Origin of the sequence: Lactonifactor longoviformis DSM 17459, assembly GCF_900129135.1 — a bacterium.
Taxonomy (GTDB): Bacteria; Bacillota; Clostridia; order Lachnospirales; family Lachnospiraceae; genus Lactonifactor; species Lactonifactor longoviformis.
Map to the genome: position 1 here is coordinate 18,666 of NZ_FQVI01000026.1, position 16,810 is coordinate 35,475.

The following is a 16,810-nucleotide window of genomic DNA, read 5'->3' on the forward strand; positions in this document are numbered from 1 at the left end:
AAAAGAGGAGTTATAATGAGCAAAATGTTAAAAACAGAATTTCCAAGTATCTCAGATGCAGAATATCATATCCGTTTAAAAAAAGGTGATGTTCCACCGTACGTTTTGCTGCCGGGTGCCCCTGAGCGGGTAGATATTGTATCCAGCTGCTGGGAGAGCAAAGAAGAGCTGCAATTTAACCGTGAGTTTCGTTCAGCCAGAGGAAACTATCAGGGAACAGAGATGGCATGTGTATCAACAGGAATCGGTACGACTAGCGGGGAGATCTGTATTCATGAATTGAATCAGATCGGTGTGCACACAGCTATCAGAATAGGGACGACCGGAAGTATTTCCCCAAGATTCCGCCCGGGGGACTTAATTATTCCGGTTGCGGCCATCCGGGCAGATGGCACTAGTGACTGCTATGTACAACCGGCCTTTCCGGCTGTTGCAGATCTGGATGTTGTAAATGCTTTGGGAGAAGCCTGTGAGCGTCTTGGATTTACTTATGGATATGGGATCATGTACAGCCCGTCATCTCTTTACATAGGACAGGGAAGAAAGATCAAAGAAAACGGTTACTGGCCTTTTCATGCAGAGCACTTACTGGAGGATTTGATACAGGCAAGAGTAACAAATATTGATACAGATTCAGCCGGGCAGTTCATCGTTGGTTATATGCATGAAATGAGAATGGGGTCTGTCTTAAGTGTTCTGACGGATCGCCTGCATGATACCTGGGCTGCCGATAACTCCGGTGAATACCGGGCCTGCAAAGCGGCTTGCGAGGCAGTTAAAATTTTAAAGGAGCGGGATGAAAAAGAAAGTTCGTATCGCCGTTGAAAAGGAGGAGCTATTTATGTTAAAAGAAGAGAGTGCCCGGGCAGTAAAATCCTTTTTTAGCTCTGCGAATAGAGAATTTCAGACTATGACAAAAAAATTGGAGGCAGAGACATATGAAAATGCAGCCGCCTTGATCCTAGATGCACAGAAAGCAGGAAACAGATTACATATAACCGGAATTGGAAAACCAGGACATGTAGCGGCATATATCGCTTCTCTGTTTTCCTCCACCGGAACTCCATGCTATTTTTTGGACGGTACAGAAGCGGTCCATGGCTCCTGCGGGCAGCTGATTGCAGGGGATGTTGTGATCTGTATCTCTAACAGCGGAGAGACCGAGGAACTGAAAGCCACTGCAAAAGCTATTAGGGACAACGGATGCAAATTGATTGCAGTAACTGGCCAAGTGAACAGCTGGCTGGCCAAGTCCAGCAATGTTATTTTATATGCAGGAGTAGAAGAAGAGGGAGGCCCGCTGAATCGGGCCCCGAGAAATTCTGTCCTGGCAGAAATAGTAACGCTGCAGGCCTTGACAGTGGCTCTGCAGGCAGAATGCGGATGGAGTCCTCAGGAATATGTGCGCTGTCATCCTGGCGGCGCACTGGGAAGGCTTCGGGAATCAGAACGCAAAAAAGATGGCTGAAAACATGCCATCTTTTTTGCGTTTAGATAAGGGCGTTTATTACCTTTATTATAGTTATAAACCATATGTTCTATCATTTCGATGATTCCCCCTGAACCTTAGGGGTAAATTTTCCGGCGAAGGCAAATATGATGGCTAGAATGATAGATATCCAGGTGGGAAAACTCAGGGGCGCGTATGCGAAGGCACTTACACCCATGGCTGCGGAGGCCACCATGGCGCTGGAGTTCCAAGGGCAGATGGCGCCGATGGTAGTAGTGGATTCCGCAACGGTTCTGGAGAGCACTATGCCATCCAGACCTATCTCCTTGTAGGTTTCCTTGTACAATCGGTTATTCAGGATGATGGAGGTGTAGTCGCTGGAGGTGAGGAACACGATGCCGATACAGGTGGCGACCGTGGCAGCTACCAGGCTGCCGGCAGTGTGAATGAGTTTGGTCAGCAGCTGGACGATAACATCTATAATGCCGATGGACTCCGCCGAACCGGCAAAGAACACCGCCGCAAAGAATAGCATAATTAAGTCTGCCGTACCCACGATGCCCCCTCGGGTGAACAGAGTATCCACGAACTCAAAGCCTGAGTCACACACATAACCACTCCAGCAAGTGGTGAGCATCTGGGACAGGGTCTGCCCCTGAAAGATCATGGCTTCCAGTACGCCAATGACTACGCCGCCAAAGAGGACCGGCAGGATAGGGAACTTTAAGATCACCATAATGATGACGAACGCCAGGGGCAGCAGAGCCAGGATGCTCATGTTGAATGAAGCGTCCAACTGGGAGATATACTCCGTGATCTGGCTGATGTCTGTGTTGCTGCTATACTTAAACCCAATAAGTAAGTATAGCACCAGGGAGATTACCAGTGCGCCGCCGGAGGTGGCGCACATACTCTTAGACACATCAATGGACTTCCGCCCTGAGGTAGCGGCCACCAGGTTGCAGGAGTCACTGAGGGGGGACCACTTGTCGCCCATGAAGCAGCCAGAGACTACGCAGCCTGCCGTCAGCGCCGGGGGAATGCCCAGGCCTTGACCAATGCCTGCCAGAGCAAGACCTACTGAGGCGACTATGGCCCAGCTGGAACCGGTGCAGAAGGAGGTCAGGGCGGTGATTAGCAGCGCCGCAAACAAGAAGATCTGGGGTTTGATGATGCTAAGGCCCACATAGATGATGTAGGGAATGGTACTGCTGGCGATCCAGGCGGCGGAAACGGCGCCAGTGAACATCAGGAAGTACAGTGCCGGCATGGCACCGCTGACAATCTCCATGGTGTGGCCAAAGATATAGTCAAACTTCTGGTGGAGTACGACGCTGCCGTATAAAGCGCAGATGGTGCCAGAGATCATCAGGCTTATAGCGGTGGGGGTGCCGGCAATTAGGACGCCCCACATAAGGATAGCAACCGAAATTACCAGCAGAATCAAAGCTTCTGCTACGCTGAGTTTTCTATTAGTTTTTTCTTCCATAATTTAGAACCTTTCTAATCAAGCGAATACGCCTATCAAATGTCAGTCTGCATCAGAGGCAGAATCGTGCCCACGCCCTTTTCTTTAGCGGCGTTGTATATATCCCATCCCAGGGAGATATCTTCACAGGCCAGCCCCCAGTTGAAGGCTAGGACAATTTCGTCATCCGATTCGCGTCCGGGCTTTTTGCCGCTGATAACATCTCCGGTCTGGGCGGTCCACTCGGGGAAGCCTCCAGGATAGCACTCCTCACCGAAGGAGATGGTGGAGACCAGGTCGTCGGTGATATATTTGTCAGCGCTGTGGCAGACGCGGGCGGGCCAGGAGCGGGCTGACTCAATGCTGCCTGCCAGGACGCCCTTTGGCAGATCCATGTCTGGCATGAAGGGATAGTCGGCCAGGCTGGCGCCAGCCAGAGTGAAAATCAGATCGCTGTCAGGGATGAGCATCTCGGTCTTCGGGTACTGCTTAATGAGCATCTCGGGGAATTCCCTGCTCATCTCATCCACGAAACCTTCGGCAACATTGCCGAATTTATCATAGACCCGGCACTCTTCCAGGCCAGGCAGCACATGCTTCAGGGCACGCAGATGCATCTTACCCTGCACGCCGCCGCCTACGATGCTCAAAACCTTGGAATCTTTGCGGCCGAAGCGCTTAGCAGTGGCAGCAGTAACAGCGGCAGTCCGCACGCCGGTGAGCCATCGGCAATCCATAATGCAGTAGGGAGCACCGGTTTCCGCAGAGTTCATGACCTGGACGCCCAAGATAAAGGGCAGACCTTTCTCCCGGTTGGAAGGATAGCCGCTGACCCACTTGATGCCGCATGCGTCCATGTTCTTTAGGTAAACGGGCATCTCATGGATGAAGCAATCGGGCCTGGTATGTACGCCGCGTTTGGGCGGATTCTCAACGGTGCCGTTGCTGTGCTCGATCAGTGCCCGTTCAACGGCATTAATGATGGTGTCCCAACCAATATTCAGGGATACGATGTCTTCCTGAGACAGATATAGTAGATTGACTTTTTGCATAACAATACCCTCCATATAATAGTTTAAATTGCGGACAGTATATCGCCGAGAGATTAAAAAGTGAAAACTTTACAGATATCCATCCGCTTTTCTATTATTAGTAAAACATATTAATAAGATTCTGTGAATGGTCTCCCGAAGTTATTTCTATACCAAAAAAGAAGCAGTTTCCGTTATTTCTACTTTAAAAATACTCCTTTTCTGGTATAAATGCTTCCTGATACGTGGGTACTTGTGTCTGACAGGGTATCCGAAATGTTCTAATAATATAATACAAAATTTTCTTTTTATGTGGTATAATGATAAAAACTTTTTATTTTCAGACGCTTTCCAAGGAGAACTTGATTTTTTGAAAGGGGGTATGCCATGGAAAACCAAAAACTCATGCAATTTGACAGCCTGCTGTATACGATTTATGGAAGTGCCCCTATTGACAAAATAAAGCTGGACATTTTAAGAATGTTATATCATCTTGTACCCTGTACCTTTTGCAGTATCCTCAGTTATACTGACCACGAGGACCTGACCGCTACTTATCACGACAACCCCGTCTGTTTTCCGGAAGCTTACACTATCGTGGAGGATACGTACATCAAATTAGAGATGCAGGATAAAAACCGCTGGGTCTCCTGGGAACCGGACTGCAAGGTCTACCGTACCAGCGACCTTTACCAAGAGGGAGATATCCGAGAGCATTCTCCAATCTATCGCAACTGCTTTGCTCCCTACAATCTCCATTATGCAGTCTACGCCACACTGCGCCACGACGGCAAGGGGCTGGGCTGCCTGTCCCTGTACCGTGACAAGACAACCGGAGATTACACAAATGAGGAAGTCATGATCCTGCAAATGATTGCACGCCATCTGAGCCAGCGTTTAGCTGCAGACAAGCAGACGGCGGACGGCTCTGTCCCTCTGGTAAACGCTGTCCCCACTGACGCAGAAGAGAAACTTCTTGATTTAGCCGTCCGCTGCCGCCTGACGGCCCGGGAGCTGGAGGTTCTGAAAAGTTTAACACTTTCTCAGAGTATGGAAACATGGGCGCAGCAATTGCATATCAGCGAGCATACTTTAAAAAAACATCTGCAGAGCCTTTACAGAAAAACAGGGGTCAATCGCCTGATTCAGCTATACTCTTTAAAGAATTAACATCTACGGTATTGTATGTTTATCGTATGTTTCAATTCTATGGTTTGCCTTATCATAGCTCATTTATATAAAAAAGCAAGACGGCCATAGTACTATAGCGGCTCTCTTGCTTTTTATCATAGATACGATCATGTAGTAATAGCTTACTGTTCCATCTGCCTTCCTAAAAATCCTGCGGCTACTGCAGCCACTTTTTTCTCAGTCTCATCCATTTTCACACTGCCGTCCCTGCATAATAAAAGGACTGCTCCAATGGCATCTCCCGCGCTTGTTATAGTGTATATGGTTTGTCCGGTATAAGACTGACTGTCATCCTCAACTATTTTAATAAAGTTCCCGCTTGAGGTACAGCTGGACCTTCTTTCTGCAATAAAGCCCTCCAGGTCTTTATTAATTCGTCTGCCCAGATATTCCTTGGCGCCGGGACCTGCGGCGGCCACAATCTGGTCATGGTCTGCAATACAAACCAGACTTCCCATAGTCGTTGACAATGCCTCCGCATATTCTTTAGCGAAGGCTCCTAACTCCCCGATGGGGGAATATTTTTTCAGAATAATTTCTCCTTCCCGATCCGTAAAAATCTCCAGAGGATCGCTCTCCCGTATCCGTAATGTTCTTCTTATTTCTTTCGGTATTACAACCCGGCCTAAATCATCGATTCTTCTGACTATCCCTGTAGCTCTCATACAATCTGCTTCCTCCATGCTATATTTTCTATTACATTTTTATCTGTAGATAAATGTATTATTTGTAAAATGAAGGAAATTATGCTTAATTCATTAATTTTTACTTTTCACAAAAATATTCAGCTTTAACACTTAAATTATAGTACTTTAAGATTCTCTGAACCTAATATAACTTTATACATTTTTTGTAAAAAACAGCTTATTTTTTGCTGCTCCAGAGATATGCTGCTTCTTAGATTAAGGAGTGTATTTATTACAGTGAGGGTTAAAGGAAGGAAGCTGGAAACAAAAGAATAGTTTATGATATAGTAGTAGGAGAACACTGCGAAGGGAAAGGAGAACCCAAGATGAGACTATTTGATTTACACTGCGACACAATTGTTCCTCTGTGCGACCGGAAAGAGGGCTTTTACTGCCGGGACACACAGTTTTCTCTGGCAGACCTGGATAAGTTTCAGTGCCTTTGCCAGACCATGGCTGTCTTTGTGCCGGATACCTGCCCGAAGGGAGGCGGAAGAGCCTACGCGGATCATTATCTTGACTATCTGGAGGAACTGGGGGTGCTTCAGGGAAACATTGCCGGGCTGGCAGAGTCGGCGGCTGATATAGAGGCCCTTACGCAAAAGGGTAAATGTGCTCTTATCCGCTCCATTGAAAACGGGAGGGCATTAGACGGCGATTTAGAGAATGTTTCGCATTTTGCGGGCCGGGGGGTAAAGATAATGACGCTTGTGTGGAATGGAGAGAATGAATTAGGTTCAGGAAATTGCACGGATAGGGGGCTTACCTCCTTCGGCAGACAGGTGATCAGAAAAATGGAGGAGGTGCATATGATAATGGATGCTTCCCATCTGAACGATCCCGGATTTGATGATCTGTGCTGTGCCGCGGATGGTCCCTTTATTGCAACCCACTCTAATCTGCGGAGTGTGTGCCCTCACAATAGGAACCTCAAGGACTGGCAGTTTCAGGAGATTGCCAGAAGAGGGGGACTGGTGGGTGTTAATCTGTACAGACATTTTTTGGGGGAGGATGGATCCGGCGGTTTGGATCAGGTCTACCGGCAGGTATCTCATATGCTGGAGCTTGGAGGCGAAGATGTAATTGCATGCGGCAGCGACTTTGACGGAGCTGAGATCGCTCCTGTTTTGAATTCGCCTTTTAAGTTTGGCTCAGCGGCCGACTATCTGTTATCCCACGGAATTCCCCGGGCTGCCATAGATAAAATGTACTTTGACAATGCCCTGGCCTTTTTGAGGCGAACAGAGGCATAAAAAGACCTGGGCCCTGGCAAAAATGCGCAGACCCCAGGTTTGCATGTACTATTTTATGGAGGCAGAACCCATCTCTTCCAATAATGCCTTTTTTAACTCATAAAGGCGATCTGACAAGTCTACATATACCTCCGAGGGGTTCATAAGCCGCCGGGTTTCGTCCCAGAGGGTATCCAGTTCCTTTCTGCAGTAATCCCTGATTTCCATAACCGTGGGAGACTGGTATACGCATTCCCCTTTCAGGAATACCGGAACCAGGAGTTCCCGAAGGGCGTAGGTTCCGCCAACGATTTTAGTCCGTTTCCAGGTGTCTATGGGATCAAAAATGATCATATCCTGAGCTTCATCAAAGGATTCCTCTGCCAGGCAGATGAGATCGGCGCGGATCTTTCCTGTGGCTTTGCTGTAGATTCTGTAAATGGTTTTATTGCCGGGATTGGTGACTTTTTCAGTATTCTCGGAGAGCTTTATCTTGGGTGTGAATTCTGCGGCGTCCCTGTCCCGGATGGCAGCCATTTTATACACGCCTCCGAAGGCGGGATGTCCGCTGGAGGTTATGAGGTTGGTCCCCACACCCCAGGAATCAATTTTGGCTCCCTGGGTTTTCAGGCTGTCGATCAGGTATTCGTCGAGATCGCTGGAGGCGGCGATGGTAGCATCGGTAAAGCCTGCCGCATCCAGCATTTTCCGGGCCTCCTTAGACAGATAGGCCAAATCTCCGCTGTCCAGACGAATTCCGTAGTGGGTCAGGGGATGCCCTGCATCCTTCATCTCCCGGAATACCCGGATGGCGTTGGGAACACCGGATTTCAGTGTGTCGTAGGTATCTACCAGCAGGGTACAGGCGTCAGGATACATATCCGCATAGGTTTTAAAGGCGGTATATTCATCCGAAAAGCTCATAATCCAGCTGTGGGCATGAGTGCCGAGGACCGGCACATCAAACATCTGGCCGGTGAGGACATTGGAGGTTCCCACACAGCCACCGATCATGGCCGCCCTTGCCCCGAAGATTCCCGCATCCGGCCCCTGGGCCCTGCGAAGTCCGAATTCCATGATGCCCGCGCCCTTGGCGGCGTAGACGATTCTGGAAGCCTTGGTAGCGATAAGACTCTGGTGATTGATAATATTTAATATTGCAGTCTCAATAAGCTGGGCTTCCATGACAGGGGCTACAACCTTCAGGAGCGGCTCCTGGGGGAAGACAACAGTTCCCTCCGGGATAGCATAGATATCACCGGAAAAAAAGAAGCCCTTCAGGTAATCCAGAAAATCCTGTTCAAAGATATGCAGGCTTTTCAGGTAAGCAATATCATCGCTTGTAAAATGAAGGTCTTTAATATATTCTACAACCTGCTCCAGACCTGCGGCAATGGCATATCCGCCCTTGCAGGGATTGGTTCTGTAGAACACATCGAATACAACAATCTGATGGGTAGGATTTTTAAAATATCCCTGCATCATAGTCAATTCATACAGGTCGGTCAGTAAGGTAAGATTCATGGCTCTCATAACAATAGCTCTCCTTCAAAAGATTTGTAGCTATTATAACACAATTCCAGAAAAAACGTGCAAATATTTGGTATTTTTGACAGTACAATCGGGGAAAATGGCAGAAAAAAACACCGGATGATTAGATCCGGTGATATTCCTCCAGGGTGAGACCTGTAAGAGAGAGATACAGGGCCAAAGACTTGGATACGTAACGGATATGCCAGGGTTCATAGGCGTACCCGGTGACGGCTTCTTTGCCTTTGGGATAGCGGATGACAAAGCCGTACAGGGGGGCATAGGCCTTCAGCCATTTGCCGGCCTGAGTTTCAGCAAACTCTTCTACCAGGTCAAAGGCAACATCGGGACAGGAGACATCCAGGGCAAGCCCTGTCTGGTGCTCGCTGGCGCCCGGGGGCGCCACAAGAAGTTTACATAATTCTTCCGGCGGAGAGTCAGCGGTCAGATTTTCTTTTTTTAAGGCGGCTTTATAGAGCTCTTCCTGGCGGCTGTAGGGCCGGTAGCCGGAGACCCCCCAGAGGGTAATCTGACAGCTTTTTGCCCTTTGAAACAGGGCGTGTACAGCCTTTGCCGCGTCTTTTCTCAGGAGCCGCTTGGGATCCCCTGCCGGTGCATCAAAGGGGATGGAAGGCTCCACCAGATTCTTTGGAATGTATGAGGCAGGCAGGCGGTACTCCCGGTTTACTAGTACAGAACAAGATGACATGGGTTCCATCCTCCTTATGAAATGGTTCTATTATAATCTTATGCGCCTGCCGGTAAGAATATGTCTTGACGCAGACAGAGAATCCCGATACTATATGGGGGAAAGAGTAAGGAGACGGATGAAAAGATGACAGAATATTTAGTGCGCAGATTTGTGAAAGATTATGAGGACATCGGACGTGAGGAGGTCAGGACCAGATATGGAATCCTTTCCAGTATGGTAGGTATTCTCTGCAATGTACTTTTATTTGGGATAAAGCTGCTGATTGGAATGCTGATGCACAGTATAGCGGTCATGGCGGATGCCTTTAACAACCTGTCGGATGCGGCATCTTCGGTGATTAGCTTTGTGGGGGTGAAGATGGCCGGGAAACCCGCGGATAAGGAGCATCCCTTTGGCCATGGAAGGATGGAATATATTGCAGCTTTTATTGTTGCGTTCCTTGTCATACAGGTAGGGTTTTCATTTTTCAAAAGCAGTGCGGGCAAGCTTATGCACCCGGAGGCGATTACGTTTCAGCTGGTTCCCTTTTTGATACTGGTCCTTTCCGTGGGAGTGAAACTGTGGATGGGATTGTTTAACAGAAAGCTGGGAAAGCGGATTAACTCTAAGGTGATGCTTGCCACATCGGCAGATTCTATGGGAGATGCGGTGACCACGTCAGCCACCCTTATCTCTATTCTTATCTGCAGGTTTGCGGGAGTGAACATTGACGCAGCGGCGGGCCTTCTGGTATCCCTGATGGTTATGTGGGCCGGAATCTCCATTGCGAAGGAGACTCTGGAGCCGCTGATAGGGGAGGCGGCAGATCCGGAATTATATAAGAAGATATCCGAAATGGTAGAGGCTTATGAGGGGATACTGGGAACGCATGATCTCATCGTACATAATTACGGACCCAATAAAAGTATGGCCTCCATCCACGCAGAGGTCCCCAGGGATGCGGATATTGAAGAATCCCATGAGATCATTGACCGGATCGAGCGGGAAGTGGCCAGAGAACTGGGGATATTCTTAGTGATTCATATGGATCCCATCGAAGTCAGGGATGAAGAAGTGTTAAAATCAAAACAGGAGCTGGAAGAGGTTCTGCAGGTTATTGACGAACGGCTGAACATGCATGATTTCAGGATGGTGAAGGGCAAGAGACAAATTAATCTTATCTTTGATCTTGTAGTTCCCTTTGACTACGACAAAAAGGGGCAGGAAGAATTATTAGACAAGGTTATTCGAATGATGCAGGAAAAAGACGGACGCTACCAGTTTGTGATCACGGTGGATCAGGGGTTTGTGGGTACGTAATAAAAAAAATAAAAAAAATTTTAAAAAGTACTTGCATTTAAATACGTTATATTGTATAATTCATTTTGTCGCGAAATTGGGCTATCGCCAAATGGTAAGGCAACGGACTCTGACTCCGTCATTTCAAGGTTCGAATCCTTGTAGCCCAGCTTATGAAAGTCCCAAGTCTTACTTGGGACTTTATTTTTTGGTACAGAGAAATTTACCGGAAGGTTTGGACGTATTATGTCTCGCGGAGGCTGGTGGGACAGAGAAGAAAGGAAGGAGCAGCATGTATTCATTTGACAGCAGGATTCGGTACAGCGAGGTTGGAGAGGACAGAAGGATCACGTTAAACGCTATATTAAATTATTTTCAGGACTGCAGCACCTTCCATTCAGAAGATGTGGGATTAGGAATCGACTATCTGGCTGAACATAAGAAGGTATGGCTTCTGTCATCCTGGCAGATTGTTATCGACAGATATCCCTCACTGTGTGAAAAAGTAACCGTAAGCACCTGGCCCTATGATTTCAGGAAATTCCTGGGGAGCAGGAACTTCACCCTCACAGACGGGGAAGGGCGGATGGCAGCCTATGCCAATTCCCTCTGGGCATACATGGACCTGGAGACGAATTCACCGGCTCTCGTAGCCTCTGAACAGATCGAAGGCTATCATCTGGAGGAAAAGCTGGATATGAACTATGCCCCCAGGAAAATAAAGCTTCCTTCGGACAGCCGGATACAGGAGGCATTTCCGGTACGGCCCCATCATCTGGACACGAATCATCATGTGAATAACGGCCAGTATGTACAGATGGCAATGGAGTGGGTGCCTGAGGACTTTATCATCCGTCAGATGCGGGCAGAATATAAAAAGCAGGCAGTGCTGGGAGATATGATAATTCCCAGGGTACATGCTGCAGATGAAGTGTATACCGTAGCCCTGTGCGATGAGCAGGGAGAAGTATATGTGATCGTTGAGTTTCAGGGGACCGAAAAGGGGACGTGTACTTTCTAGAAAGTACACGTCCCAAAATCAGACTGGCCTGTCCCTTTTTGACATTTGTTTGGAGAAAGCGAAGGAGTAAAAATGATTCAGTTAGGTAGAAAACAGGAATTGACAGTTGTTAAACTTGTTGACTTTGGCGTATATCTTGGAGAAAAGATTGGTGCCGGGGAGAAGGAGAGGGTATTGCTTCCCAAAAAGCAGGTGCCCGAGGGAACCGGTGAGGGGGATGTTCTTACGGTATTTATCTATAAGGACTCTTCGGACCGGCTGATTGCCACCACACGGGAGCCTGCGGCGGAGCTTGGCCACCTGGCGGTGCTGAAGGTGGCTGCGGTTGGAAAGATCGGGGCGTTTCTGGACTGGGGGTTGGAGAAGGATCTCTTTCTTCCTTTTAAGGAGCAGACGAAACGGGTGCACGAGGGCGAGGAGTGTCTGGTGGCCCTGTACGCGGATAAGAGCGACCGCCTCTGTGCTACTATGAAGGTTTATCATTACCTGAAAAAGAATTCTCCCTATATTATCGGGGATGAGGTGACGGGACGGGTCTATGAAATCAGTGACAATTTCGGAGTGTTTGTGGCTGTGGACAATCAATATTCCGGTCTGATTCCCAAGAGGGAAGCCCAGGGGGAATATAAGGTTGGAGATGTTCTCTCCTGCCGTGTGACCAATGTGAAGGAAGATGGAAAGCTGGATCTCAGCACAAAACAGAAGGCATATATCCAGATTGACGAGGACGCCAAAAATGTTCTTCAGGTGATTGAAGAATTTGCCGGGGTACTGCCCTTTGATGACAAGGCGGCACCGGAGGTGATCCAAAGAGAGTTCGGGCTGAGCAAAAATGCGTTTAAGCGGGCAGTTGGTCATCTGCTGAAGGAAAAAAGGGTAAAGATCGAGGGCGGCAGGATCTATAAACTGTAAGATCAATCTTCACGCGGGGGACAAGTTATGATATAATGAGCGTTAGCAAACCATGAGGAGCTTTGCTCACATTTGGCGGCTGCTGCGGGATCATGGAGTTTTGCTTCCTGATCGGACAGCCCATCATAGGTAAGTAACTGAAGTAACAGTTGAATTTTTAAAGGAGGAAATTACGTGGACTCGATTGACTATTATGACCGATACGCGATACCTTATTTTGAGAAAACAGTAGACTTAAGTATGGAAGAGATGCTGAAGCCCTTTATTGAACTGCTCCCAGAGAATGCGGAGGTATTGGACCTGGGCTGCGGTTCCGGTCGTGACACCCTTTATATGGAAGAAGAAGGAATCTCAGTAACTCCAATGGACGCTTCCGCAGAGATGTGCAAGCTGGCCAGTATCCATACAGGAAAGGAAGTACTGAACTTAAGGCTTGAGGACATGGACTTTGATGACGTCTTTGACGGTGTCTGGGCCTGTGCTATTATCGGACATTTTACGCCGCAGGAAGTGAAGAAGGCTATGAAAAAGGTGATACGTTCCCTGAAAGAGGGAGGAATCATGTATTTTTCAGTGCGGAAAGGGGACAGGGACGGACAGTATAACGGGAGATATTTCTGTGATTACTCTAAGAGAGCCCTGGAGGATCTGGTTGAGAGCCTGCGTAATGTGGAATTAATAGATATCTGGGTTACAGAGGATATCCGCAAAGAGAGCGAAGGCAATGAATGGTTCAATGTATTGCTTCGCAAAACGGAGTAAGCTATGACACAATTTACCCATTTACATGTGCATACAGAATACAGCCTGCTGGATGGTTCCAATAAAATAAAAGAATATGTATCCAGAGTAAAAGAACTGGGGATGGACAGTGCAGCCATAACAGACCATGGGGTCATGTTTGGGTGCATTGATTTTTATAGGGAAGCCAAAGCCCAGGGGATCAAACCTATCATGGGATGCGAGGTATATGTGGCCCCGAACTCCAGATTTGACAAAGAAATCACCGGGGGCGAGGACCGGTATTACCATCTGGTACTGCTGGCAGAGAATAATCAGGGCTATCAAAACCTGATGAAAATAGTATCCAAGGGGTTTGTGGAAGGTTTCTATTACAAACCCAGGGTGGATATGGAAGTGTTGGAAGAATTTCATGAAGGAATTATTGCATCATCCGCCTGCCTTGCAGGAGAAGTTGCAAGAAATATTTCAAAGAGATTTTACGAAGAGGCAAAGCAAGCCGCGTTAAAATATGAAAATGTATTTGGAAAGGGGAATTTTTTCCTGGAGCTTCAGGACCACGGGATCCCGGAGCAGCAATATGTGAATCAGCAGCTTATGCGTATGAGCCAGGAGCTGGGAATCCCCCTGATCGCCACCAACGACGTGCACTATACCTATGTCACAGATGCTGAATCCCATGATATTCTCCTCTGTGTCCAGACTGGAAAAAAACTTCAGGATGAGGACAGAATGCGCTACGAGGGGGGACAGTATTATGTAAAGTCACCTCAGGAGATGGAAGCGCTGTTTCCTTATGCCCTGGAGGCTCTGGAAAACACCCATAGAATAGCCGAGAGATGCAATGTGGAGATAGAATTCGGCGTCACAAAGCTGCCAAGATTTGACGTTCCCCAGGGGTATACGGCCTGGGAGTACCTGAACAAACTGTGCTATGACGGCCTGAGGGATAAGTATTCCCCGGAACGGGCGGAGGAGCTTTCCCAGCGCCTGGATTATGAGCTGGGTGTTATCTCTAACATGGGATATGTGGATTACTTTCTCATTGTATGGGATTTCATCCGTTATGCCAGGGAAAAGGACATTATTGTCGGTCCGGGAAGAGGATCCGCCGCGGGCAGCCTGGTAGCATATACCCTTGGGATTACACAGCTGGATCCCATCCGCTATGATCTTCTGTTTGAACGTTTCCTGAATCCGGAACGTGTATCCATGCCGGATATTGATGTGGATTTCTGTTTTGAACGGCGCCAGGAGGTTATTGACTATGTGGTGGAAAAGTACGGGAAGGACCGGGTGGTACAGATTGTAACTTTTGGTACTATGGCTGCCAGAGGTGTGATCCGGGATGTGGGGCGGGTGATGGATCTGCCGTATGCCCAGTGCGATACCATCGCGAAGATGATCCCCAATGAATTAAATATTACCATAGATAAAGCGCTGAAGATGAATCGTGAACTCCGGGAGATGTACGAGGAAGATGATACGGTTCAGAAGCTTATTGATATGTCCCGGCGTCTGGAGGGGCTTCCCCGCCACACCTCTATGCATGCAGCAGGCGTGGTAATCAGCCAGAAGCCGGTGGACGAGTATGTACCTCTCTCGAGAGCCTCTGACGGTTCCATTACAACACAGTTCACCATGACCACTCTGGAGGAGCTGGGGCTCCTGAAAATGGACTTTTTAGGCCTGCGGACTCTGACGGTTATCCAGAATGCCCAGAAGCTTGCGGAAAAAAGTCTTGGGCATTCCCTGGATTTGGATACCATTGATTATAACGATCCACAGGTGCTGGCACTTGTGGGAAGCGGCAAAACTGAAGGTATTTTCCAGCTGGAGAGCGCAGGGATGAAGAACTTTATGAAGGAGCTGCGTCCCCAGAGCCTGGAAGATATTATTGCGGGAATTTCCCTGTACCGTCCCGGCCCCATGGATTTTATTCCCCAGTATATCCGGGGAAAAAACCATCCGGAGACCATTACTTATGACTGTCCCCAGCTGGAGCCTATTTTAAAGGCGACCTACGGGTGTATCGTCTACCAGGAGCAGGTTATGCAGATTGTACAGGCTCTGGCGGGCTATACGCTGGGACGAAGCGATCTGCTCCGAAGGGCTATGTCCAAGAAAAAAGCGTCTGTCATGGAAAAAGAACGCCAGAGCTTTGTATACGGCAATGAAGAGGAAGGGGTGCCCGGATGTATCAACCGGGGAATCAGCGAAAAGACAGCTAATAAGATTTATGATGAGATGATTGACTTTGCTAAATACGCGTTTAATAAGTCCCATGCGGCTGCGTATGCGGTGGTATCCTACCAGACTGCCTATCTGAAATGTTATTTTCCTGTGGAATATATGGCTGCTTTGATGACATCCGTAATCGAAATGCCCACTAAGGTTTCTGAGTACATTCTTACCTGCCGCCAGATGGGGATCCAGATTCTGCCCCCTGATATCAATACAGGAGAAAGTGCCTTTTCCGTTGAGGGATACAGTATACGCTATGGGCTGTCTGCCATTAAAAGCATCGGCCGCCCGGTGATCCAGGCTATTGTGGAGGAAAGGGCAGAACACGGGCCCTTCAAGACCCTGAAAGATTTCATAGAACGCCTGTCAGGCAAGGAAGTGAACAAAAGGACGCTTGAGAACTTTATCAAGGCCGGAGCCTTTGACAGTCTGCCCGGGAACCGCCGGCAGCAGATGATGGTCTATGCTCAGATTCTGGATGGGGTCAACCAGGAGAAAAAGACGGTTATGGCAGGCCAGATGAGCCTCTTTGATCTGGTTTCTGAGGAAGAAAAGCTGGAGTATGAGGTGAGAATGCCTGATGTGAAGGAATATGAGAAGGAAACACTGCTGGCATTTGAAAAAGAGGTTCTGGGTGTGTATATCAGCGGCCATCCCTTGGAAGAATATGAACAGGTATGGAGAAAAAATATAACGGCGGTTACCTCAGACTTTATGCCTGACGAGGAGACCGGTATGCCCAAGGTATACGACGGAGCGAAAGCGGTCCTGGGCGGAATGATTACCGGCAAAACCATAAAATATACTAAAAACAATAAAACCATGGCCTTCCTCACTCTGGAAGATCTGCTGGGAACCGTGGAGGTTGTGGTATTCCCCCGGGATTATGAAAACAATGCTATGCTGATGGAAGTAGACTCTAAAGTATTTATCCAGGGAAGAATCTCAGTGGAGGATGATAAACCCAGCAAACTTATCTGTGAAAAAATCCTTTCCTTTGAGGCAGTACCACGGGAACTCTGGGTGCAGTTTAAAGATCTGGAGGAATTCAGAAATGCCCGGGAGGAACTCTATGGGGAAATCAGAAGCTGTCCCGGGAAAAGCCAGGTGATGATCTTTCTTCGTTCTGAAAAAGCAAAAAAAATGCTGCCCTCCTCTATGAACGTGGATCTTGAGACTGGTATTTTCGTCAAATTGCGGGAAAAATACGGTGAAAGCAACGTTAAACTTGTAGAAAAGAGTATTGAAAAACTCATGAAAATGCATTAGAATAGGAACGAATAGTGGAAGATTGTTAAAAAATGTGCAGACAAT

14 protein-coding genes and 1 tRNA gene are annotated in these 16,810 nt (G+C 48.0%); 10 read left to right on the forward strand and 5 right to left on the reverse strand.

All coding sequences use genetic code 11. From position 1 onward, the window contains the following. Positions 1 to 15: 15 nt before the first annotated feature. A complete protein-coding gene (locus BUA56_RS17995; RefSeq protein WP_072854165.1) occupies positions 16 to 825 on the forward strand; it encodes a nucleoside phosphorylase in 810 nt (269 codons plus the stop codon). A gap of 16 nt (positions 826 to 841) precedes the next feature. Then, a complete protein-coding gene (locus BUA56_RS18000) occupies positions 842 to 1,468 on the forward strand; it encodes a KpsF/GutQ family sugar-phosphate isomerase (protein WP_072854166.1) in 627 nt (208 codons plus the stop codon). A 73-nt stretch (positions 1,469 to 1,541) separates the two neighbouring features. Here BUA56_RS18000 and BUA56_RS23045 read toward each other — a convergent pair whose 3' ends face one another. Together BUA56_RS23045 and BUA56_RS18010 are read right to left on the reverse strand one after the other, a co-directional pair. Further along, positions 1,542 to 2,447: a Na+/H+ antiporter NhaC family protein gene (locus tag BUA56_RS23045; RefSeq protein WP_158641019.1), complete on the reverse strand. Its 906-nt coding sequence runs from the start codon at positions 2,445 to 2,447 to the stop codon at positions 1,542 to 1,544. Positions 2,448 to 2,974: 527 nt separating this feature from the next. Beyond that, on the reverse strand, positions 2,975 to 3,970 hold the full coding sequence (locus BUA56_RS18010; protein WP_072854168.1) for an ornithine cyclodeaminase family protein: 996 nt from the start codon (positions 3,968 to 3,970) through the stop codon (positions 2,975 to 2,977). 366 nt (positions 3,971 to 4,336) lie between these two features. Here BUA56_RS18010 and BUA56_RS18015 point away from each other — a divergent pair, with 366 nt between their 5' ends. Beyond that, the gene (locus tag BUA56_RS18015) at positions 4,337 to 5,119 is read left to right on the forward strand and encodes a helix-turn-helix transcriptional regulator (protein WP_072854169.1); all 783 of its coding nucleotides are present in this window, start codon (positions 4,337 to 4,339) and stop codon (positions 5,117 to 5,119) included. A 143-nt stretch (positions 5,120 to 5,262) separates the two neighbouring features. On the opposite strand, the gene spoVT is transcribed toward BUA56_RS18015, so the two are convergent. Further along, the gene (gene spoVT / locus BUA56_RS18020; protein ID WP_072854170.1) at positions 5,263 to 5,805 is read right to left on the reverse strand and encodes a stage V sporulation protein T; all 543 of its coding nucleotides are present in this window, start codon (positions 5,803 to 5,805) and stop codon (positions 5,263 to 5,265) included. Between the two features lie 347 nt (positions 5,806 to 6,152). Between spoVT and BUA56_RS18025 the strand changes: the two genes are divergently transcribed. Next, positions 6,153 to 7,079 carry a dipeptidase gene (locus tag BUA56_RS18025; RefSeq protein WP_072854171.1) on the forward strand — a complete coding sequence of 309 codons (927 nt, stop codon included), beginning with the start codon at positions 6,153 to 6,155 and terminating at the stop codon, positions 7,077 to 7,079. A gap of 48 nt (positions 7,080 to 7,127) precedes the next feature. On the opposite strand, the gene BUA56_RS18030 is transcribed toward BUA56_RS18025, so the two are convergent. Both BUA56_RS18030 and BUA56_RS18035 read right to left on the reverse strand, forming a co-directional pair. Beyond that, positions 7,128 to 8,591 (reverse strand): nicotinate phosphoribosyltransferase, encoded by a 1,464-nt coding sequence (locus tag BUA56_RS18030; RefSeq protein WP_072854172.1) that lies wholly within the window; start codon positions 8,589 to 8,591, stop codon positions 7,128 to 7,130. 121 nt (positions 8,592 to 8,712) lie between these two features. Next, the gene (locus tag BUA56_RS18035; protein WP_072854173.1) at positions 8,713 to 9,297 is read right to left on the reverse strand and encodes a M15 family metallopeptidase; all 585 of its coding nucleotides are present in this window, start codon (positions 9,295 to 9,297) and stop codon (positions 8,713 to 8,715) included. Positions 9,298 to 9,423: 126 nt separating this feature from the next. Here BUA56_RS18035 and BUA56_RS18040 point away from each other — a divergent pair, with 126 nt between their 5' ends. The 6 genes from BUA56_RS18040 to BUA56_RS18065 all read left to right on the forward strand — a co-directional run bounded on the left by BUA56_RS18040 (position 9,424) and on the right by BUA56_RS18065 (position 16,765). Next, positions 9,424 to 10,599 (forward strand): cation diffusion facilitator family transporter, encoded by a 1,176-nt coding sequence (locus BUA56_RS18040; RefSeq protein WP_072854174.1) that lies wholly within the window; start codon positions 9,424 to 9,426, stop codon positions 10,597 to 10,599. Positions 10,600 to 10,676: 77 nt separating this feature from the next. Continuing rightward, positions 10,677 to 10,748, forward strand: a tRNA-Gln gene (locus tag BUA56_RS18045). Positions 10,749 to 10,870: 122 nt separating this feature from the next. Then, a complete protein-coding gene (locus tag BUA56_RS18050) occupies positions 10,871 to 11,599 on the forward strand; it encodes an acyl-[acyl-carrier-protein] thioesterase (protein WP_072854175.1) in 729 nt (242 codons plus the stop codon). 72 nt (positions 11,600 to 11,671) lie between these two features. Then, positions 11,672 to 12,511 carry a CvfB family protein gene (locus BUA56_RS18055; protein ID WP_072854176.1) on the forward strand — a complete coding sequence of 280 codons (840 nt, stop codon included), beginning with the start codon at positions 11,672 to 11,674 and terminating at the stop codon, positions 12,509 to 12,511. Positions 12,512 to 12,685: 174 nt separating this feature from the next. Then, positions 12,686 to 13,273 (forward strand): class I SAM-dependent methyltransferase, encoded by a 588-nt coding sequence (locus BUA56_RS18060; RefSeq protein ID WP_072854177.1) that lies wholly within the window; start codon positions 12,686 to 12,688, stop codon positions 13,271 to 13,273. A gap of 3 nt (positions 13,274 to 13,276) precedes the next feature. Then, entirely contained in the window at positions 13,277 to 16,765 is a 3,489-nt protein-coding gene (locus tag BUA56_RS18065; protein ID WP_072854178.1) for a DNA polymerase III subunit alpha, read from the forward strand. Positions 16,766 to 16,810 lie beyond the last annotated feature (45 nt).